23 protein-coding genes and 1 tRNA gene are annotated in these 19,407 nt (G+C 62.5%); 8 read left to right on the top strand and 16 right to left on the bottom strand.

Annotated features, from left to right (window positions below):
- Nucleotides 1-50: 50 nt before the first annotated feature.
- The 7 genes from FJ950_RS26150 to moaA form a co-directional block, all read right to left on the bottom strand.
- Nucleotides 51-836 carry an ABC transporter substrate-binding protein gene (locus FJ950_RS26150; RefSeq protein ID WP_015317855.1) on the bottom strand — a complete coding sequence of 262 codons (786 nt, stop codon included), beginning with the start codon at nucleotides 834-836 and terminating at the stop codon, nucleotides 51-53.
- Nucleotides 837-995: 159 nt separating this feature from the next.
- A complete protein-coding gene (gene mobB, locus FJ950_RS26145; protein WP_140619683.1) occupies nucleotides 996-1,505 on the bottom strand; it encodes a molybdopterin-guanine dinucleotide biosynthesis protein B in 510 nt (169 codons plus the stop codon).
- Entirely contained in the window at nucleotides 1,502-2,128 is a 627-nt protein-coding gene (mobA, locus tag FJ950_RS26140; protein WP_140619682.1) for a molybdenum cofactor guanylyltransferase MobA, read from the bottom strand. The genes mobB and mobA overlap by 4 nt, the downstream gene beginning before the upstream one ends.
- Nucleotides 2,129-2,181: 53 nt before the next feature.
- Nucleotides 2,182-3,102, bottom strand: coding sequence for a DMT family transporter (locus FJ950_RS26135; RefSeq protein WP_140619722.1), 921 nt, complete (start codon nucleotides 3,100-3,102; stop codon nucleotides 2,182-2,184).
- Between the two features lie 178 nt (nucleotides 3,103-3,280).
- Nucleotides 3,281-3,640, bottom strand: a complete 360-nt coding sequence (locus tag FJ950_RS26130; protein WP_015317859.1) for a hypothetical protein — start codon at nucleotides 3,638-3,640, stop codon at nucleotides 3,281-3,283.
- A 136-nt stretch (nucleotides 3,641-3,776) separates the two neighbouring features.
- Nucleotides 3,777-4,250: a hypothetical protein gene (locus FJ950_RS26125; RefSeq protein ID WP_140619680.1), complete on the bottom strand. Its 474-nt coding sequence runs from the start codon at nucleotides 4,248-4,250 to the stop codon at nucleotides 3,777-3,779.
- Nucleotides 4,251-4,305: 55 nt separating this feature from the next.
- The gene (gene moaA, locus FJ950_RS26120; protein WP_140619678.1) at nucleotides 4,306-5,301 is read right to left on the bottom strand and encodes a GTP 3',8-cyclase MoaA; all 996 of its coding nucleotides are present in this window, start codon (nucleotides 5,299-5,301) and stop codon (nucleotides 4,306-4,308) included.
- A gap of 193 nt (nucleotides 5,302-5,494) precedes the next feature.
- Between moaA and FJ950_RS26115 the strand changes: the two genes are divergently transcribed.
- Together FJ950_RS26115 and FJ950_RS26110 are read left to right on the top strand one after the other, a co-directional pair.
- Complete coding sequence (locus FJ950_RS26115; protein ID WP_140619676.1) at nucleotides 5,495-5,848, top strand: DUF971 domain-containing protein; 354 nt, start codon at nucleotides 5,495-5,497, stop codon at nucleotides 5,846-5,848.
- Nucleotides 5,849-5,913: 65 nt separating this feature from the next.
- Nucleotides 5,914-6,525, top strand: a complete 612-nt coding sequence (locus FJ950_RS26110) for a pyridoxamine 5'-phosphate oxidase family protein (protein ID WP_140619674.1) — start codon at nucleotides 5,914-5,916, stop codon at nucleotides 6,523-6,525.
- Nucleotides 6,526-6,541: 16 nt separating this feature from the next.
- On the opposite strand, the gene FJ950_RS26105 is transcribed toward FJ950_RS26110, so the two are convergent.
- Nucleotides 6,542-6,994, bottom strand: a complete 453-nt coding sequence (locus FJ950_RS26105) for a MarR family transcriptional regulator (RefSeq protein ID WP_023773737.1) — start codon at nucleotides 6,992-6,994, stop codon at nucleotides 6,542-6,544.
- A gap of 47 nt (nucleotides 6,995-7,041) precedes the next feature.
- On the opposite strand from FJ950_RS26105, the gene FJ950_RS26100 reads away from it, so the two are divergent.
- On the top strand, nucleotides 7,042-7,953 hold the full coding sequence (locus tag FJ950_RS26100) for an alpha/beta fold hydrolase (protein ID WP_140619673.1): 912 nt from the start codon (nucleotides 7,042-7,044) through the stop codon (nucleotides 7,951-7,953).
- A 12-nt stretch (nucleotides 7,954-7,965) separates the two neighbouring features.
- Here the strand turns inward: FJ950_RS26100 and FJ950_RS26095 are convergent, their stop codons facing one another.
- Entirely contained in the window at nucleotides 7,966-8,361 is a 396-nt protein-coding gene (locus FJ950_RS26095) for a rhodanese-like domain-containing protein (protein ID WP_015317866.1), read from the bottom strand.
- 63 nt (nucleotides 8,362-8,424) lie between these two features.
- Nucleotides 8,425-9,039, bottom strand: a complete 615-nt coding sequence (locus tag FJ950_RS26090; protein WP_140619671.1) for a TetR/AcrR family transcriptional regulator — start codon at nucleotides 9,037-9,039, stop codon at nucleotides 8,425-8,427.
- Nucleotides 9,040-9,139: 100 nt separating this feature from the next.
- Here FJ950_RS26090 and FJ950_RS26085 point away from each other — a divergent pair, with 100 nt between their 5' ends.
- Complete coding sequence (locus FJ950_RS26085) at nucleotides 9,140-9,886, top strand: 3-oxoacyl-ACP reductase family protein (protein WP_140619669.1); 747 nt, start codon at nucleotides 9,140-9,142, stop codon at nucleotides 9,884-9,886.
- Nucleotides 9,887-10,095: 209 nt separating this feature from the next.
- Nucleotides 10,096-11,982 carry a murein L,D-transpeptidase gene (locus tag FJ950_RS26080; RefSeq protein WP_140619667.1) on the top strand — a complete coding sequence of 629 codons (1,887 nt, stop codon included), beginning with the start codon at nucleotides 10,096-10,098 and terminating at the stop codon, nucleotides 11,980-11,982.
- 3 nt (nucleotides 11,983-11,985) lie between these two features.
- Here the strand turns inward: FJ950_RS26080 and FJ950_RS26075 are convergent, their stop codons facing one another.
- From FJ950_RS26075 to FJ950_RS26055, 5 genes are all read right to left on the bottom strand, one after another.
- Nucleotides 11,986-12,462, bottom strand: a complete 477-nt coding sequence (locus tag FJ950_RS26075; protein ID WP_015317870.1) for a hypothetical protein — start codon at nucleotides 12,460-12,462, stop codon at nucleotides 11,986-11,988.
- A 103-nt stretch (nucleotides 12,463-12,565) separates the two neighbouring features.
- On the bottom strand, nucleotides 12,566-13,306 hold the full coding sequence (locus FJ950_RS26070) for a lysozyme inhibitor LprI family protein (RefSeq protein WP_224682624.1): 741 nt from the start codon (nucleotides 13,304-13,306) through the stop codon (nucleotides 12,566-12,568).
- 141 nt (nucleotides 13,307-13,447) lie between these two features.
- Entirely contained in the window at nucleotides 13,448-13,705 is a 258-nt protein-coding gene (locus FJ950_RS26065; RefSeq protein WP_015317872.1) for a PepSY domain-containing protein, read from the bottom strand.
- A 151-nt stretch (nucleotides 13,706-13,856) separates the two neighbouring features.
- Nucleotides 13,857-13,931, bottom strand: a tRNA-Val gene (locus tag FJ950_RS26060).
- A gap of 138 nt (nucleotides 13,932-14,069) precedes the next feature.
- Nucleotides 14,070-14,753, bottom strand: a complete 684-nt coding sequence (locus FJ950_RS26055) for a phosphoglycolate phosphatase (protein WP_023773727.1) — start codon at nucleotides 14,751-14,753, stop codon at nucleotides 14,070-14,072.
- Nucleotides 14,754-15,005: 252 nt separating this feature from the next.
- On the opposite strand from FJ950_RS26055, the gene rpiA reads away from it, so the two are divergent.
- From rpiA to gor, 3 genes are all read left to right on the top strand, one after another.
- Nucleotides 15,006-15,737 carry a ribose-5-phosphate isomerase RpiA gene (rpiA, locus tag FJ950_RS26050; RefSeq protein ID WP_140619664.1) on the top strand — a complete coding sequence of 244 codons (732 nt, stop codon included), beginning with the start codon at nucleotides 15,006-15,008 and terminating at the stop codon, nucleotides 15,735-15,737.
- Nucleotides 15,724-16,356: a DUF2059 domain-containing protein gene (locus tag FJ950_RS26045; protein ID WP_140619662.1), complete on the top strand. Its 633-nt coding sequence runs from the start codon at nucleotides 15,724-15,726 to the stop codon at nucleotides 16,354-16,356. The genes rpiA and FJ950_RS26045 overlap by 14 nt, the downstream gene beginning before the upstream one ends.
- A 117-nt stretch (nucleotides 16,357-16,473) precedes the next feature.
- Nucleotides 16,474-17,865 carry a glutathione-disulfide reductase gene (gene gor / locus FJ950_RS26040; RefSeq protein ID WP_140619660.1) on the top strand — a complete coding sequence of 464 codons (1,392 nt, stop codon included), beginning with the start codon at nucleotides 16,474-16,476 and terminating at the stop codon, nucleotides 17,863-17,865.
- A gap of 57 nt (nucleotides 17,866-17,922) precedes the next feature.
- Here gor and mgtE read toward each other — a convergent pair whose 3' ends face one another.
- The gene (gene mgtE / locus FJ950_RS26035; protein WP_140619658.1) at nucleotides 17,923-19,287 is read right to left on the bottom strand and encodes a magnesium transporter; all 1,365 of its coding nucleotides are present in this window, start codon (nucleotides 19,285-19,287) and stop codon (nucleotides 17,923-17,925) included.
- Between the last annotated feature and the right edge of the window lie 120 nt (nucleotides 19,288-19,407).

The raw sequence follows: 19,407 nt of genomic DNA, 5'->3' as shown, positions 1-19,407 counted from the left end.
CCCGAGATGAACAAGGCGGCAGGGAAACCCCGCCGCCTTGGCAATGATGATCAGGACTCGGCGCCGTAGACGTCGAACTTGAAGTACTTGTCGTTGATTTCCTTGTATTTTCCGTTGGCGCGGATGGCGTCGATGGCGGAATTCAGCTTGTTGACCAGGTCGGTATCGCCCTTTCGAACGGCGATGCCGGCGCCAGGTCCGAAAATTTCGACAGGTTGCGGCGAGGGCTGGCCGAGAATCTTGCAGCAGGCGCCTTCAGGCGAATCCAGAAACTGCTGCAGCACGACAATATCGTCCTCGATGGCGTCGAGACGGCCATTGGCGAGGTCAGCCTGTTCCTCGGGGCTGCTCGGATAGCCCTTAATGGTGCTGTCCGTGTAGGTCTTCGAGGCATAGTTGAAATGGGTGGTGGTGGTGGCGACGCCGATATTCTTTCCGGCGAGGTCTTCCTTGGTCACTCCCTTGAGCGGCGAATCCTTCGGCACGGCGATCGCCGACGGGGTGTTGTAGTATTTGTGCGAGAAGTCGACCTTCTGCTGCCTCTCCGGCGTGATCGACATCGAGGCCACGATGGCGTCGAACTTGCCGGCCTGAAGTGCGGGGATGATGCCGTCCCAATCCTGGGCGACGAAGGTGCACTTGACCTTCATCTCATCGCAAAGTGCCTTGGCGATGTCGATGTCGAAGCCGACAAGCTGGCCATCGGCGGTGAGGTTGTTGAAGGGGGGGTAGGCGCCTTCGGTGCCGATCCGCAGGGTCTTCTCCTGGGCCTGGGCTACGCCGAGCGTCAGCAGCGCAGCCGATGCGGCGAGCGCGATACGCAGTGCAATACGCATGATAGTCCTCTCTTTATGGTCCCGGCCGTCGTTCCGAAACGGCTCTGTGGGGCGGTGCTTTTTGACCGCCCGCTAGGCCGATACTCCCACTCTTTCCAAGAAAAAAGCAACCGCAAAACCGCCGAAATCGGTAATGGGCTTCTACCGTTACGTTACTTCTCAAGCAACGAGGCCGGTCGTACGCTCGATGAAGTCGGCTATGGATTTTGCGTCATCGAGGTCGAACACCGGCAGGCTCTGGTCGGCGATGGCGAAATCCGCGGCGACGGCGACAATATTGGGATCATCCACCGCAAGCGGCGTCCGGTCCTTCGCTTCCAGCCGCCTCGTTTCGATCTTACGGTGGGATTCGCGCTTGTAGCCTTCGACCAGCACGATGTCGCAGGGGGCGAGCCGCGACAGGATGGCGTCCAGCGGCGGCTCCTGCTCGCCACGCAATTCGTGCATCAGCGCCCAGCGACTGCCCGATACGATCGCAACCTCGGTAGCACCCGCCTGCCGGTGGCGGAAGCTGTCGGCGCCGGGCTTGTCGATGTCGAAATGATGATGAGCATGTTTGACCGTCGAGACTTTCCAGCCGCGCCGCACAAGCTCCGCGACCAGCCTTTCCGTCAGTGTGGTCTTGCCGGAGTTTTTCCAGCCGGTGATGCCGAAGATGCGTCTGTTCATGGCGACATGCTCTGCAACAGCTGTTCAGCCTGGGCAAGATCGTCCGGCACATTGATGTTGAAGAAAGGATCGATTCCCACGGATTGCGGGACAGGGAATTCCACGTCGACATGGCCGTGTTGTTCGATAAAGGTCGAAACGCGCCTGTTGTCCTCATCGACCAGGAAATGCCGCAAGGCTTCGCGGCATCCGGTTGGCCACAGCGCGAAGGTCGGATGCCGCCGGCCCGCCGAAGAGGCGACGGCGATCGAACCGGGGTGTTGATGCGCCGCCGCCGCAAGACGATCGACGAGATCCGGCGGCAGGAAAGGCGTGTCGCCGGCCGCTGTGACGATCGCCCTGCAAGGCGTGCCGGCGGCGGCCCATTCCAGGCCGGTCAGGATTCCGGCAAGCGGCCCGGCAAAGCCTTCGATGGTATCGGCAAGCACCGGCAGCCCGAACCGGGCGAACCGCGCCGGATCGCCATTGGCGCTGAGCGCCAGGGTCTCGAGCTGCGGGCCAAATCGCGACAGCACCTGGTCGAGCACGCAGCCGCCGCCCAGCGGCAACAACGCCTTGTCGCCACCGCCCATCCGCCTCGACTGGCCACCTGCCAGGATGAGCCCAGCAATATCCCGCTTCATGCTATCCAGCCTGTACGCCAGCCGCGGAAATCGCAAGCGGCTTCAAGGGGGTGCTAGAGTCCTTCCGGCGCCATGGCCGGGCCGGTGCTTTCGGCGACGATCTTTCGCCGGCCGACCATCCGCTCGCGATAAAGCGTATAGAGACCCGAGCCAACAACTATTGCCGCGCCGCCAATCATCGGCACGTCCGGTATGTCACCGAAAATAATCAAGCCAAGCAGTATCGACCAGAGGAGCGCCGTGTAGCGGAACGGGGCGATGAAGGAGATCTCACCCGATCGCATCGCCATGATGATGAATTGGTAGCCGATGAGCACCAGCACCGCGGCCAGCGCCAGCAGCGCCGTGCTTTTGCCGGTCATCGGTGTCCAGCCACCCATCGGCGTCAACAAAAACGCACCGACTACGGTCATGGCCAGCGCGGTGGCGGTCGAGACCAGCATCGTCGGGATGGCCTGGGGGATGCGCTTGGTGGCAAGGTCCCGCACCGTGCAGCAGGCGACGGATGCCAGCGCCACCAGCGAGTAAATGCTGAAGCCCTCGAAACCCGGCCGCACGATGATGATGACCCCGGCAAACCCGATGGCGATCGCCAGCCAGCGCCGCCAGCCGACCGCTTCACCGAAAAACAGCGCCGCGCCCATCGTCACCGCCAGCGGCAGCGCTTGCAGAACGGCCGAAACGCTGCCGATCGGCAAATGGGCGAGCGCGACCAGGAAGGACACCGTAGCGCCCGCCTCGCCCAGGACACGGACCGCCACCAGCGGCTGCAGCATCAGGCGCGGCTGAAAAAGTGCGCCACGTTGCCAAGCCAGCAGACCGACGAACAGCGAGGCGAACGCCCCTCTGATCAACATGACCTGCGCCATGTTCATCGACTCAGAAGAGTATTTGGTGATGGCGTCGTTGAGCGTGAAGCCAACCATCGCTACCACCATGAACAACGCGCCGCGAAGATTTGGGGAAAGGGGCAAGACATCTACCGGTTGCTTTGGCAAGCAAGGCTGTAACAGCCCGCCACGAGACAGCAACGGCAAAGGGCTGGGCCAGGACCCGATATCCATCTTCGCCGGCGTGAAACCATCCCGGACGAGGTATGAATTCTGTCGGAAGGCGGCAACGCCTCCCGACACGGTGCGGACGAGGGATTGTCTACTTCTTGGGTGACAGCACCTCGGTGCCGTTCCCCTCCTTGCCGGCGATGGTCCACAGACCATGCAGCGACCCGTCATCCTCGACCTTGTAGACGACGAGGCCGATATCCTTGCCCATTTCGTAGCCAGCGGAGAATGCGTTGTCGTTGCGCATGCAGATGCCATCGGAAGAAGAGCCGCCGGTCTCCCAGTGGATCGTGCAGGTGGTGCCGCTGGTCAGCGTGATGGTGGCTTCGCCGCCATAGGACGAACCATCGAAATTGGTGCCGGCGACGGTGTAAGTGCCGCCGATCGACTGGGCAGCCGCCGGCAGGGCAGCCAAGCCGAGCAAGGCAAAAGCGAGAAGAAGTTTGCGCATCATGTAATCCCCCGAAAATGCGATGAATCGCTACGGAACGGAGGGTAGGCGGGAAACCATGACCAGTAAATCAGACCGACATTTGCCGACAGAGATTTGTTTGCGGTGTGGCTAAAATACTCTTGGCTCGAACGGTTCATGGCCCCTTGAGGCTGCCAGCGATGGCGCCGACCAGCGGGTCATATTTCGATTTCAGCGCCGGCGGATAGTCGATCCAGATCGTGCGGATGACGCCATCCCCGCCAAACAGCCGCCGCTCGTAAAAAATCTTTCCGTCCTTCACGCCCGACAGCACCGCCCAATCCTTGCCGGCCCTGCCGTAGGTGAGCTTGTAGCCAGGCTCCTTGCTCGCCCTTTCGCCGACGACAAAGTCTTTCGGCGTCTCATGGTCGATGTTGAGGATGCCGGAGCATGTCAGGCTGGCGCCGTCCGCGCTCAGCCATACCTGACCGTCGCCATTCTCAGGCTCGGGCTGGCGATCGGTGAAGATATCGTCGGGGAAGGTGCAAACGGTGCCGAAGCGCTCGTTCACGTAGGTGGATTGCGCGGCAAACGCGGTATTCGCCGAGACCGCGGCAAGAGATATGACGATTGAGTAGAGCCGTCGCATGCCTTGCCCCGAAGCCGATGATTGCACGGCATTCTCGCACGGACAGGCGACGAGGTCAGCCGCCCGTGACACTCATATGCCGAGACACCGACGGACGGCTGGTGCGGCGGTCGATGATGAAGTCATGGCCCTTCGGCTTGCGGCCGATGGCTTCGTCTATAGCGTCGGCAACCAGTTCATTGCCTTCGGACGCGCGCAACGGGGCGCGCAGGTCGGCCGCGTCTTCCTGGCCAAGGCACATATAGAGCGTGCCCGTGCAAGTCAGCCTGACCCGGTTGCAGCTTTCGCAGAAATTATGCGTCATCGGCGTGATGAAGCCGAGTTTTCCGCCGGTCTCGGCGACTTGGACATAGCGGGCCGGGCCACCGGTCTTGAACGGGATGTCGGTCAGCGTGAATTGGCGCTCGATCGATGCGCGCAGCAGCGACAGCGGCAAGTACTGGTCGGTGCGATCGGCGTCGATTTCGCCCATCGGCATGGTTTCGATGACGGTCAGGTCCATGCCGCGGCCATGCGCCCAGCGCATCATTTCGGGCAGTTCGGCGTCGTTGAAATCCTTCAGCGCCACCGCGTTGAGCTTGACTTTCAATCCAGCCGCCTGGGCGGCATCAATGCCCGCCATGACCTTGCCGAGATAACCCCAGCGGGTGATTGCGTGGAACTTGTCGGCATCGAGCGTGTCGAGCGAAACATTGATGCGCTTGACGCCGCAATCGGCGAGCTCGGCGGCGAAGCGCGAAAGCTGTGAACCGTTGGTGGTCAGCGTCAGTTCTTCCAGTGCGCCGCTGTCGAGGTGTCGCGAAAGCTGGCGCACCAGATGCATGATGTTCTTGCGCACCAGCGGCTCACCGCCGGTGAGGCGCAACCGTTTGACACCCTTTTCGATGAACACGGTGCAGAGCCGGTCGAGTTCTTCCAGCGACAGCAGGTCTTTCTTGGGCAGGAAGGCCATATCCTCGGCCATGCAATAGGTGCAGCGGAAATCGCAGCGGTCGGTGACCGACACTCTGAGATAGCTGATCGTGCGACCGAAGGGGTCGATCATGTTCATGTTCGAGCGTTTCCGTGGCCGTTAACGGCGCCGTTATATACAGCTATGTGATACGATCCAGCCCGCCATTCAAGATAGCCGGCCTCGATCTTTGGTAACATTCCGCGACCGACATTGCGTGTCGGCACGATCCCATACCTTTTCGCTTGGCGCGAAGCAGCGTAGGGAAGGGCAAATTCAGGCAGGATTGATCATGACGGCGCCGAAAGAACTGAGGGTCTCCAAGGACCGCAAGCTGCTCACCGTGACCTTTCCCGGCCACCAGCCGTTCGAGTTGCCGGCCGAGCTGCTGCGCGTCGCCTCACCGTCGGCGGAAGTGCAGGGCCATTCGCCCGAACAGCGGGTGACGGTTCCCGGCAAACGCGATGTGGCCATCCTGAAGATCGAGCCGGTCGGCAACTATGCGGTGCGAATCACCTTCGACGACTTCCATGACACCGGCATCTTCACCTGGAATTACCTGCACACGCTCGGCCATGAGAAGGATGCGCGCTGGAATGCCTATCTCGCGGAGCTCGCCGAGAAGGGCCTGAGCCGCGATCGTTAGCCGCCATTGCGTCGTCAAAACGTCACCGATCGGGAGTAGGGCGGCGAAACGGGAGACGGAAAAAAATGTCGGTCATCACCACAGTCGAACAACTCGAAGCCCTTTACGGATTGCCGGGCGAGGCCTCGGTGGTCAAGGAACTCGACCATGTCATCCCCGAATACGCCGCCTTTATCGAAGCCTCGCCCTTTGTGGCGCTAGCCACCAGCGGCCCGGAGGGGCTGGATTGTTCGCCGCGCGGCGATCTCGCGGGCTTCGTGCGCATCGTCGATGCGAAAACGCTGATGATGCCGGACCGGCGCGGCAACAACCGTGCCGATTCGCTGAAGAACATCATCAGGGATCCACGTGTCGGCCTGCTGTTCCTGGTGCCGGGCTCCGGCACGACGCTGCGCATCAACGGCCGAGCCCATATCACCACGGACCCAGCGCTGTGCGCATCGTTCATGGTCGAAGGCAAGCCTGCGCGTTCGGTGACCGTGATCGATGTCGATTCGGTCTATTTCCAGTGCGCTCGCGCCATCGTGCGGTCGGAACTGTGGAACCCTGCCAAGCATGTCGACCCGAAGTCGCTGCCGACACCCGGAAGGATTTTGGAAATCACCAGCCGCAAGAATATCGATGGCGAAACCTACGACAGGGAATGGCCGGAGCGGGCGAAGAAATCGATGTGGTGATCGCCTGAAAGGGCGATCACGCCTCGTTCAGCACGTCATAGATCTTGCGCATCTGCTCGCCGATCATGTCGCATTGTTCCGGCGTCGACTGGCTCATCGCCTTCTCGATCAGCGCCATATGCACTTTCAGCGCCCGCATCAGCAGCGCCTCGCCGGTTTCGGTCAGCGTAAGCCGCAAGATGCGCTTGTCCTTCTCGTCGCCTTCGCGCCGCAGCAGGCCACGCGTCTCCAACTGCGGCAACAGCATGGTGATGTTGGAGCGGCCGACGAGCAGCTTGCGGGCGAGGTCGTGCTGCGACATGCCCGGGTGGCGGTAGAGATTCATCAGCACGTCGAGCTGCGCCGGCTTAAGGTCGAGCGGCGCAAGTTTCACCGCCAGCGTGCGCTCCAGCACATGGCAGGCGCGCGCCACCGCGACCCAGTTGCGAAAACGCGGGTTGTCCCAGGGTAGCTCTTGTTTATTGTTCATCTTTGAACTATTATGTTCATGCTTGAACGTATGGATGGATTCTGACTATGGCATCATTCGGGCTGAAGGTCATCCGAGGTGTGTTTGGTGCGGCCGAACATGTCGCGCCGCGCATCACCGGGCGTGCGGCTTTCGAATTGTTCTGCCGTACGCCAAGCACCAGGACACTGACCGACGGCGAGCGCCGCGCCATCGACCGCGCCGCGGAGTTCATGGCCGAGGCGCGGCATCACCGGCTGAAGACCGCGACCGGCTGCGTCATGGTTCATGAATTCCGCCCCGAGCCGGGCCGCGAGTCCGCCGGCACCGTCCTCGTCATCCATGGCTGGCGCTCGCGTACCGAATATATGCGCGTGCTGATCGAAGGTTTTCGCGCCGCCGGCTACAAGGTCGTCTCACTCGATCTTCCCGGTCATGGCCATTCGCAGGGCAGGCACCTGAACATGGTCAATGCCGTCGAAGCCGCAAGAGTGGCCGGCGAATGGTTTGGGCCGTTCGTGGCTGCCGTCGGCCATTCCTTCGGAGGTGCCGTTGCCGCCAATGCCATCGCCGGCTCCGTCAAGGACATCCCGCCGCTGTCGGCCGCACGTCTTGTGCTGATCGCGGCACCAAGCTCGCTGCCGGCAATCTTCGCCGACTTCAGCCGCATGCTCAATGTCGGTCCCCGCTCGCAGGTCGCCATGGCTGACCGCGTCGAATATCTCTCCGGCCGGCCGTTGCACGAATTCACCGGTGACCGGCAGCTCGCCCAGGCGCCCGTGCCGACGTTGGTCATCCACGCGCCCGACGACCGGGAGGTGCCGGCTGAACATGCACGACGCTATGCCGGCGCCGGCGACCATGTACGGCTGCACTGGGTCGACGGACTCGGCCATCGCCGCATTCTGGCCGACAAGGGCGTGGTTGAACGCGCCGTCGGGTTCGTGACCATGCAGCAGAACCCGTCGCTGCTCCACTGAGCGGCACTCAGGCTATTTCTTCTTGTCTCCGGGCTCTACAGGCAGTCCGGCAGCCTTCCAGGCCGTGTAGCCGCCGAGGATGTGTTTGACCGGGGAAAGACCCATGTCCTGCGCCGTCTTGGTGGCCAGCGCTGAACGCCAGCCGCCGGCGCAGAAGAAGACGAAGCTTTTTCCGGAAGCGAAGAAGGGCTTGTGGTAGGGGCTTTCGGGATCGATCCAGAACTCCAGCATGCCACGCGTGACGTGCTTGGCGCCGGGAATTCTGCCGTCGCGTTCGATTTCACGAGGATCGCGCAGATCGACGAAGATGGTGTCTTCGTCCTCAAGCAGCCCTGCCGCTTCCTCGGGCGAAACCACTTCGATCTCGGCGTTGGCCTCATCCAGCAGTTCGCGATACCCTTTTTTCACGTGGTTCCCTCCGGCCGCAGGTTTGCTGGCAAGTCGGATTTCGAGCACAACGGATGGTGTTTGTCACGCCTCGACGGTGCCGGCCATGGTCTTCCAAGCGGCCATTGCCCCGGCTACCGTCGCCATCAGGGCGGCGCGGGAAGCGCCGTCACGCGCCTGAATCGACATGCCATGCTGGACCGTTGCGAAAAAGGTCGCGGCTGCAAGGCAATCGAAGTCGGCAGGCAATTCACCTTCGGCCACGCCGCGCTGCAGACGCTTCTTCAGCGCGGCGAGATTCTCGGCGCGCCGGCGCCGCAAATCCGCGCAGATCGCGCCCCGGCTCGAGTCTTCGTGCAGCGCACCCAGCGTAATCAGGCAGCCCTGCGGACGATCGCTTTGCGAATAGGCCTTCGCGGTCCGGCGCAAGAACCGCTCGATCGCAAGCCGCGCCGTTGGCGCCTCTTCCAGCGCGAGCCAGATGTCGGCGCCCTGAACGCGGGAATAGAGATCGGTCGCCTCGAGGAACAGGGCCTCCTTGCTGCCATAGGCGGCGTAGAGGCTCGGCGAATTTATGCCCATTGCCACGGCGAGATCGCTGATCGATGCGCCTTCATAGCCCTTGGCCCAAAACACGTCCATCGCGCGCCGCAAGGCCGCGGTTCGATCGAAGGTTCGGGGACGGCCTCTTTCCGACATGATGCTCTTTTCTGTGTTGATCGATACATAAATGAGTTGACGCGGCCGGGCAAGGCTGGCAGGTATTTATGTATCAATCGCTACATAAATGGAGAAACCGATGTCATCAGGAAATTTGAACGGCAAGGCAGCACTCGTCACCGGAGGCAGCCGCGGTATCGGCGCGGCCATTGCACGAAGGTTGGCGGCGGAGGGGGCCGATGTGGCGCTGACCTATGTGCATGGCGAGGAGCAGGCCCGGTCCGTCGTCGCCGAGATAGAGACCAAGGGCGGTCGCGCCATCGCCATTAAAGCCGACAACCGTGACGCCGAGGCCATAGACCAGGCGGTGGCCGATGCTGTGACTGCCTTCGGCCGGCTCGACATCCTGGTCAACAGTGCCGGCATCTGGCGCGCCGCGCCGATCGATGCGCTGTCGCTTGCCGATTTCGACGAAACCATGTCGATCAATCTGAGAGCGCCGTTCATCGCCTCGAAAGCGGCGGCAAGGCACATGGGCGAGGGCGGCAGGATCATCTCGATCGGCAGCAATCTGGCCGAGCGGGTCACCGACACCAGCCTGGGCGCCTACTCGGCCAGCAAGGCGGCGCTGGTCGGCCTGACCAAGGCATTGGCCCGCGACCTCGGGTCACGCGGCATCACCGCCAATGTCGTCCATCCCGGTTCGACCGACACCGACATGAACCCGGCCGACGGCCCGCATGCCGAGCATCAGCGCCAGAAGATGGCCACCCCGCGATTCGGCGAAGCTGACGATATCGCCGGCATGGTTGCCTGGCTCGCCGGACCGGAGGGCAGGTTCGTCACCGGAGCCGCGCTGACCATCGATGGAGGCGCAAACGCGTAAGCCACAGGGATTCCCGGGCCGGCGCGACAGTTCGGTCGCGCCGGCCGTCACGATGTTGTGAAACCGTTCTGCAACAGCCCTGCCGAAATTTATGAAAGCTTAACGAAATCGGTATGAATCGGTATAGTCGCGCCTTACATCCGCCATGCGGTGAGCGGGACGGTCTAGCGTGCGGAACGGGAACCGGTTGCGACCGGAGCGGGTGATCCATGAAATTCCTCGGTAAAAAAGCAACCGTGATGCCGCTGGTGGCGGTTACGGCGACGCTGGCTTTCGGCATGCCTCAGGCAGGGGCCCAGGGATTTTTCGACATGCTGTTCGGCGGGGGCATCAGGCATGAGCCGAAAGGCGAGTTTCCGCCTCCTCCGCCGAAGCACAAACCCAAGCCGAACGCTCCGGCCGGCGGGGGCGGTGTGAGGATCAGCAGTCCGTCCTACTATACTTACAAGGCCGACAAGCTGGTGCGTGTCGACTTCTCGACGCTGGCGACGGCGCCGCAGCCGGCTACACCGCAAGATGCCGCTTTCGTGCCTTCGGCCACGGATGCTGCCTTCCATGAAGCCATTGCCGGGCTCGCCGACTATGAACTCTATGCCGAGCCCGACATCGCCAAGGCGCTGATCGCCTATTACTCGGCCAACCCGGATTTCATCTGGGTGACCGGAACCACCCCGAACAACCGCGCCCAGGATGCCGTGCGGGTGCTTGGCGAGGCTGCAAGCTACGGCCTCACGCCTGCCGACTACACGGTCGATGTGCCTGCCGCCAGTTCGTCCTCGGCGGACGAGGCAGCCAAGCTGAAGGAGCTCGTGCGATTCGAGATGGCGCTGTCGGCACGTGTCTTGCGTTATGCCCATGACGCCCAGAATGGCCGTGTCGAGCCCAACCGCATGACCGGCTACTACGATTTCCCGGCCAAGCCGCTCGACATGATGGGCGTGCTGAAGACTCTGGCGCATACCCAGGAGGTTCGCACCTATCTGGAATCGCGCCATCCGCAGAATGCGGAATATCAGGCGCTGCGCGTCGAACTGGAAGCGCTGCAGGCGAGCGCCGAGAACGAAATCGTCGTCGATCCCAAGCTGCTGCTGAAGCCAGGCGAAACCAGCCCCGAATTGCCGAAGCTGCTGTCGCTGATCGCGCGTAATCTCGATGACGAGATGGGCGGCACCTATGGCGAGGTCCTGTCGCGGCTGGCAACCAGCGAAGTCTACGTTCCCGAGCTGGTGCCGCTGATCAAGGCGGTGCAGCAGAAGGAAGGCATGAAGGGCGATGGCGTCATCGGTCCACGCACGGTCGCCACGCTGGCCGGGACGTCGAAGGCCGACAGGCTGCTGAAGGTGGAGGTGGCGCTGGAAGAACTGCGCTGGCTGCCTTCCGATCTCGGCAGCCCGCGTGTTTTCATTAACCAGCCTGCCTTCACCGCAAGCTATATCGACGACGGCCAGGAAAAATTGAAGACGCGTGCCGTCGTCGGCCGCGTCACCAACCAGACCGCCTTCTTCTACGACCAGATCAAGCAGGTCGATTTCCACCCCTACTGGGGCGTGCCGCAGTCGATCATCGTCAACGAAATGCTGCCGAGGTTGCGCGGCGATCCCGGCTATCTTGACCGGGCCGGCTACGAGGTGACGGATTCACGCGGCAAGCGCATCCCTTCGTCGGCGGTGAACTGGGGCGCTTATGGCGCCAACATTCCCTATAATGTGCGCCAGCAGCCGAGCGAGGCCAATGCTCTGGGCGAACTGAAGATCCTGTTCCCCAACAAGCACGCGATCTACATGCACGACACGCCGCAGAAATCGTTCTTCAAGCAGGATATGCGCGCACTCAGCCATGGCTGCGTGCGCCTGCAGGATCCGCGCGGCATGGCGGCGGCAGTGCTCGGCACCTCGGTCGATTATATCGCGGAGAAATTGAAGCACGGACACTCGACCGAGGATGTGACACGCACGATCCCAGTCTATGTCGCTTATTTCACCGCCTGGCCCGACATGTCCGGCAAGGTCGAGTATTTCAGCGACGTCTACGATCGCGATTCCCGGCTGAAGCAGGCCCTGGACGCAACCGAGGCGGTGCGCTCACCCTCGAGCTAGTCGTTATCGCTCCGACAGCGAGCGCCTGAAACCGGCGTCGCGCCCGGCGATCAGCCAATAGACCAGCCCGGCAACCAGACCGGCGGCGGCTATGATGCCGATGTCGGCCCAGCGCTCCAGATCCACGTCCTCCGCCGCGCCCGGCCAGATCAGGAAGAAACCTCCGGCCGCAGCCGCGGCGCCGAAGACCATGTGCAGCATAGCGTTGCGAAGAGAGAAGAATTCGGCGATCAGCGCAAAAATCAGCGTCTGGGGCGCGGTCACCACGATGGTCAGGAAATAGATGAACATGCCGAGCGGCGGTACCACAAAGGCCGCGATCGGCGAGACCCCCATGAGGTCGAAATAGGCTGGCGCGTTGGGCAGGGAACTCAGCGCGGCATAGATCGCCACGACGGCGATCAGACCAACCAGTATGGCGACGAGATAGCCGGCCAGCATCATGAGGACGCGCTTCATCAAGTGCTTCGCAGCCGACATACCCACCCCCTGAAGCGCGGTCCCTCCACAATCAGCCATCAATGGCGAATTGACGCAAGGGGAGACGGAGCACTCCTGGGCTCGCTGGTGAAAATCCCGCAGCTCAGGCGCCGCCGCACATATGCTGCGAATCCGGGAGAGCCCAGGAGCCTTTCGCGACGAGGTCGACGGAATAATAAACCCGGCCACGGTCGTCGTCCTTGGGGCAGTCCCTGGGAATGGAGATCAAGCACATGACGACGGGTTCGCCGACCTTGGCGGCGGCAAGGCCAGCCTCGCGATCATAGGATACGGCGCCGCCGCCATTGGTGAATGTGGCCGCGCTGCCCGCTTCGGGAGTAGCCGTTTCCAGCGGATCGTCGCCAAGCCGCGTGGTCAGCGTCTCGATATGCGTCGACGCGCATTGGCCGATCGCCGAGGGCAGGGGCTGGTCCTTATTGCCGGGATTCCGTGCAGCAGCGTCCAGCGCCTTCTTGCCGATCAGCGCGATGGTGTAGTCCTGCACCCAGGACGGCGCATTTCCATAGGTCTGCAAGGCGTTGTCGAGCGCGCTGGCGATACAGGGGGTATCGCTCTTGCAAGCATTGCGATCGGCGATCAGCCCGCGGGCAATCTTACGCCTGTCGCCGCCGAACGCCGGCTCGAATTCCTTGTAGGCCTTCGAAACCAGCAGATCGATGGCCGACAACTGCGGGTCGGCGCAGATCGCCTTTTCCGCCGGCAGGTTTGCCTTGCCGCAGTCGAAGGACGACCCGTCCGCCAATGCCGGAGAAACGGCAAGGAAGCCGCCGGCTGGGACGATGGCGAATACAGACAGAAGATAGGGTCTAACGAAACATCGCATGATGGCCCCCAAGCCAACAGGATTGCCGAAGGCGCGGCCCCGCGCCCAGCCTAACATACGCCAGGATGGACAATTTTGACGCTCGTTTTGTCGTTGAGAACACCCAGACGCAGCGCATTCGCGACGTGATGTCCGCGAACCTTATTTTGGTTCGGCCGTCACAGGATCGAAGACGATTTCGACCTTTGCCTTGTCCGAGGTATAGTAGGTGACGGTGTAGCCGTCCTTGTCCCAGTCGACCTCCTTCACGTAGCGAAACCCGTCACGCTGCTCGACCTTGGCGATGATCTCCGACAGCTTCTTGGCATTGGGTGGCGGCAGTGCAGTTTCATCCGCGGCAAAGGCGGGTCCGGCGGCGAAAAGAACGACGACGGAGGCCGCAAGCAGAAATCTGGACATGGTTTTCCCTCAAGTTTCGACGCAAGGAAACTCGCTGTCATGCAGGTTTGTTCCGCATGTGGGTGTTCCGGCGTTCAGCGCCTGTGCGGAAAGGCAGAGCGCCAAAGGGGAAGGCGGGCTGTAGCTGCCGATGTGATGTTCAGCAAACAGATGGTGGGCGATGCAGGGATTGAACCTGCGACCCCACCCGTGTGAAGGGTGTGCTCTCCCGCTGAGCTAATCGCCCGCTCGTTGCCCGAAGGCCAAGCGAGCCGCGATATAAGGGAGGCCGACCCATTAAGTCAAGGCAGCGTCTGGTGTTGTCACACAGATCGGATTTGCGGTCTCGCCAAGGCCCGTTCCGCAGAGATTTTCATCGTGGCGCTCAGTGTGCGGCGGCGCCGATCAACCTTTGCGCCAGATCGAGCGTCAACGCATCGAAATGCGAGATCACCGCCGAGGGCTCGAACTCGCGCACATGACGGTCGGTGTAGCCGAAATCAACGGCGACGACAGGAATGCCGGCCGCCTTGGCGGTGTCGATATCGGTTTGCGAATCGCCGACCATCAAGGCGCGGTGCGGATCACCGCCGGCGAGTTTGATGGTCTCGATCAGGTGGCGCGGATCGGGCTTGCGGAACGCGAACGTGTCCTGCCCGGCAATTGCCGCGAAATGCCTGGTCAAGCCGAGTGCTTCGATCAGCGCCAGCGAATTGGCCTGGTATTTGTTCGTGCAGATGGCCAGCAGATAGCCGGCCTTCTCAAAGCGGGCAATCGCCTCGATCACGCCGGGGTAGGGGCGGGATTTGCCCGGAATGTTGTCGGTGTAGTGATCGAGGAACAGTTTCAGCAGCCGGTCGTGCTCCTCGACCTTGAGGGATCGTTGCTGCGCGGCATGCGCCCGTTCGATCATCACCCGGCCGCCATGGCCGACGAAGCGTTTGAAGCCGGCTTCGTCGACGGCCGATAGTTCGCTGGCCGCCAGGCTGTGGTTGAGGCTGTCGAGCAGGTCCGGCGCCGTGTCAATCAGCGTTCCATCGAGGTCGAACACGATGATCGGGCGAGTCATGATCCATCCTGCGCAGGTTTGTGCATGGCAGGCGATAACGGCTGCGACGCGTTAAGGCAAGCAGACCGGCGGGACGGCCGCCAAGGGCTTTGACCCGGCCTGCAAAAATGCTAGGAGCCGAAAACGCTAAAGCGCGTCGCGTCGAAACAGACTCATGCGGCGCGCTTCAGGTCTTTCTTTCATGCATGTCGTTTTCCCAAAGCCGAGGTCATTTTGGGCGACATGCATTCGGTTTCGGGGCAGCAAAGCAGCATGGATGCGAGGCAATTGAAGGTCGAGGCCGCGCGGGCGGCCCTTGCCCATGTCAGCGACGGCATGCGGATCGGCATCGGCACCGGCACCACTGCCGAGGAGTTCGTGCGGCTGCTTGCCGACAAGGTCGCCACCGGCATGACCATAACAGGCGTGCCGACCTCTGAACGCACTGCTGCGCTGTGCCGCGAACTCGGCGTGCCACTGTCGACGCTGGAGGAAACGCCCGAGCTCGATCTCACAGTCGACGGTGCCGACGAGGTCGACCCGGAGCTGACATTGATCAAGGGCGGCGGCGGGGCGCTGCTGCGCGAGAAGATCGTGGCCGCGGCCTCGCAGCGCATGATCGTCATCGCAGACCGATCGAAGATGGTCGAGACACTCGGCCGGTTTCCGCTTCCAATCGAAGTCAACCAGTTCGGCCTGCGCGCGACCGAGATCGCCGTGGTCATGGCGGCTGGAAATCTCGGCCTTTCCGGTCCGGTGACATTGAGGATGACGGGAGGCCAGCCTTTTGTTACAGACGGCGGCCATTTTATCCTCGATGCATCTTTTGGCCGCATTCCGGATACAAGAGCGCTTTCGAATGCTCTCCACGCCATTCCTGGCGTGGTCGAGCATGGTCTTTTCATCGGGCTGGCGTCAGCGGCCATCATCGCCGGCGGCGACGGTATCCAAACTGTCCATGCCGCCCGAAAACCAGGGAGTTCTACCGATCATGATGTTGCATAACCGGGTTCGCCGTCTTTCCGTCCTTGTGGCGGCATCGGCCGTCTTCGCGTTCTCCTCGCCTGTCTTCGCGCAGGACGTCACGGAATCGCATCTGAAGGCCGCACGCGCCGCGGTCGCCGCGATCCACGCGACCGACCCGTTCGACAACATCCTGCCGCAGGCCGCCGCGGCGCTCGAATCGCAGCTTATCCAGAAGAACCCGGACATGCAGGAACTGATCGGCAAGACGATCAACGAGAAGGCGCTGGCGATGGCCTCACGCCGTGCGGATCTCGAGAAGGAAGCGGCTCTTGCCTATGCGAAGGTGTTTTCCGAAAAGGAACTCTCCGACATCGCGGCTTTCTACAGCTCCGAGTCCGGCAAGAAGCTGCTCGACAGCGGCCCGACCGTGACGCGTGACCTCGTCAAGGCCGCCGACATCTGGCAGAACGGCGTCGCGCGCGATCTCGCCCAGCAAGTCGGCGAGACTCTGGCAGCGGCGGCAAAAGCCAAGGCGCCGGCCGCACCCGCCGATGCAACCGCGCCCGCGGATGGTGCTGCTCCTGCGGACGGAGCTGCTCCGGCGGATGGCGCGGCCCCCGCCGACGGTTCTGCGCCGGCGGACGGCACGCAGAACTGATCGTGATCTTTCCGACGGCCTTGCGGCCATCTGTGAAAGCCCGGCTTGTCCGGGCTTTTCTTTTGACGGTTTGCGGCCTACCTGTCAGTCGCATTTTGGCGTTCAAGGAGCCGCTTCATGGCCGGTTATGACTACGACCTCTTCGTCATCGGCGGCGGCTCCGGAGGGGTGAGGGCGGCGCGGGTCGCGGCAGCGCTCGGCAAGCGCGTTGGCATCGCCGAAGAATACCGTTTCGGTGGCACCTGCGTCATCAGGGGCTGCGTGCCGAAGAAGCTCTATGTCTATGCCTCGCAATTTCCCGAGCATTTCGCCGACGCCGCCGGCTATGGCTGGACAGTGCCGGAAGCCAGTTTCGACTGGCAGACGCTGGTCGCCAACAAGGACCGCGAGATCAGCCGGCTGGAAGCGATCTACAAGAAGAATGTCGAGGGTTCGGGTGGCGAGACGTTTCACACGCGGGCGATGATCGTCGACCCGCACGTGATCCACCTCCTGAGCGAGGACCGCACCGTCACCGCCGATCAGATCCTGATCGCCACCGGCGGCCGTCCGGCAGCGCATCCGGCGCTGCCCGGCCACGAACACTGCATCTTTTCCAATGAGGCTTTCGACCTCAAGGACCTGCCAAAGGCGATCATGATCGAGGGCGGCGGCTATATCGCGGTCGAGTTCGCCAACATCTTCCATGGCCTCGGCGTAGACACCACGCTGGTCTATCGCGGCAAGGAAATCCTCGGCCGCTTCGACATGGACCTGCGGCGCACGCTGCATGAGACGATGGAGAAGAAGGGGATAAAGATCCTTTGCCATTCCGTCTCCGAATCGGTCAGCAAGCGGCCGGACGGACGGCTCGACGCGCAGCTCATCGGGGGGCAGGTGCTGACGGTCGATCAGGTGATGCTGGCGATCGGCCGCATCCCCAACACCGAGAATATGGGCCTGGAAGGCATAGGCCTCGAGATGACCGCCGCGACCGGTGCGATCAAGGTCGACCCGTATTCCCGCACCAGCATCGACAATATCTGGGCGATCGGCGATGTCACCAACCGCGTGCAGCTGACCCCGGTGGCGATTCACGAAGCCATGTGCTTCGTCGAGACGGCCTTCAAGGACAATCCGACGGCGCCCGACCACGACACGATCGCAACGGCTGTCTTCTCGCAACCGGAAATCGGCACGGTCGGCCTGTCGGAAGACGAAGCCGTAAAGCGCTTCGCCGATGTCGAAATCTACCGCGCCAGCTTCCGGCCGATGCGGCACACGCTGTCGGGCCGTGACGAAAAGATGCTGATAAAGCTGGTCGTCGATGGCGCTTCGCGCAGGGTTCTCGGCGCCCACATATTGGGGCCGGATGCCGGCGAAATGGCACAGCTGCTCGGCATCCCCCTGAAGGCCGGACTGACCAAGGACGACTTCGACCGCACAATGGCCGTGCACCCGACCGCCTCCGAAGAGCTCGTCACCATGTACAAGCCGACCTATCGAGTGAAGGACGGCGAGCGCGTCTGACGTCGCCTGACGCGGCGCTGCCGCCGCCAGCCACGGCCGGCGGCGGCAGTCGAACCGCTACAGCAAGGTGCCGCGCAGGATGACGAGCGCCACCGAGAAATAGATCACCAGTCCGGTGACATCGACCAGCGTGGCGACGAACGGTGCGGATGCACTGGCGGGGTCGAAACCGATCCGTTTCAGGGCGAAAGGCAGCATCGACCCCGACAGCGAACCGAAGGTGACGATGCCGACCAGTGCGGCACCAACGGTTGCGGCAATCAGCGGCCAGTGCGGGCCATAGTCATAGAAGCCCATATATTGCCAGAGCGCGATGCGGCAGACGCCGACCACGCCCAGCATGGCGCCGAGCACGAGACCGGTAGGCAGTTCGCGCAGCGCCACCCGCCACCAGTCACGAAGGCCGATTTCGCGCAGCGCCAGCGCGCGGATGACCAGCGAGGTCGCCTGCGAGCCGGAATTGCCGCCGGAGCTCATGATCAGCGGGATGAACAGCGTCAGCACGATCGCCTTCTCCAGCTCGCCCTCATAGCTTTGCATGGCATTGGCCGTCAGCATCTCGCTGATGAACAGCGCACAGAGCCAACCACCGCGCTTCTTGATCATGGCGAGAAAGCTCATCTTCATATACGGCTCGTCCAAAGCCTCCATGCCGCCAAAGCGATGCACGTCTTCGGTCGTCTCCTCAATCATCGTGTCGATGATGTCGTCGATGGTGACGATGCCGAGGATCTTGCCGTTGTCGACGACCGGGACGGCGAGCAGATCGTATTTGGAGATCGTCTGCGCCAGGTGTTCACGATCCGTCAGCGGAGTGACTGTCACCGGCAGGCGGTCCGGCGCTACCGACAGGATCGGGTCGTCCGGTTCACCGGTGATGAGCCGACGCAAGCCCGTCGACCGCACCAGGAGATTTGTCCGCGGATCGACGATGTAGATCGCATAGACCGTCTCGCGCGTCCGTTCGACCTTGCGGATGTAGTCGAGCGTGCGTCCGACGGTCCAGTCGGAGGGCACGCTGACGAACTCCGTCGTCATGATCGAGGCGGCGCTGCCTTCGGGATAGCCCAGAATGGAAAGCAGGGTGGCGCGCAGCGGCGGCGCCAGCGCACCGAGCAGCTCGGAGCGTGCCGGCTCGTCGAGCTCGCGCAGGATGTCGGCCGCGCGGTCGACGGACATGGCGGTGAGCAGCTTGCTCGCCTTGGGACGGGGCAGGGCCTCCGCCAGTTCGGGCGCGCCTTCGAGCTCAGGCTGGTCGAAAATCTCGACCAGCCGTTCGAAGGGTACGGCGCAAAGCAGCTCCGTCGCGGTTTCGCGCGATTCATGGTTGAGCGCCTCGACAAGGTCGGCGACGTGATCATTGGCAAGGATGCGGGCGATAGCGACGGCCTCGTCGTCCGCTACGGGGAAAAAATCGTTCATGGCTCACTCCTTGCCGTCCGGCAGGACATGAACCATTCAGGTCACGTCTAGGCGGACGGCGGTTGCGTTCGACTGTGACTGTCGCCAGGCATGGCGCGGTGACCTTTCTGCTTGCGGGTT

Origin of the sequence: Mesorhizobium sp. B2-3-14 (genome assembly GCF_006442175.1) — a bacterium.
Lineage (GTDB): Bacteria > Pseudomonadota > Alphaproteobacteria > Rhizobiales > Rhizobiaceae > Mesorhizobium > Mesorhizobium australicum.
This window is presented reverse-complemented; position numbering and strand designations above follow the sequence as displayed.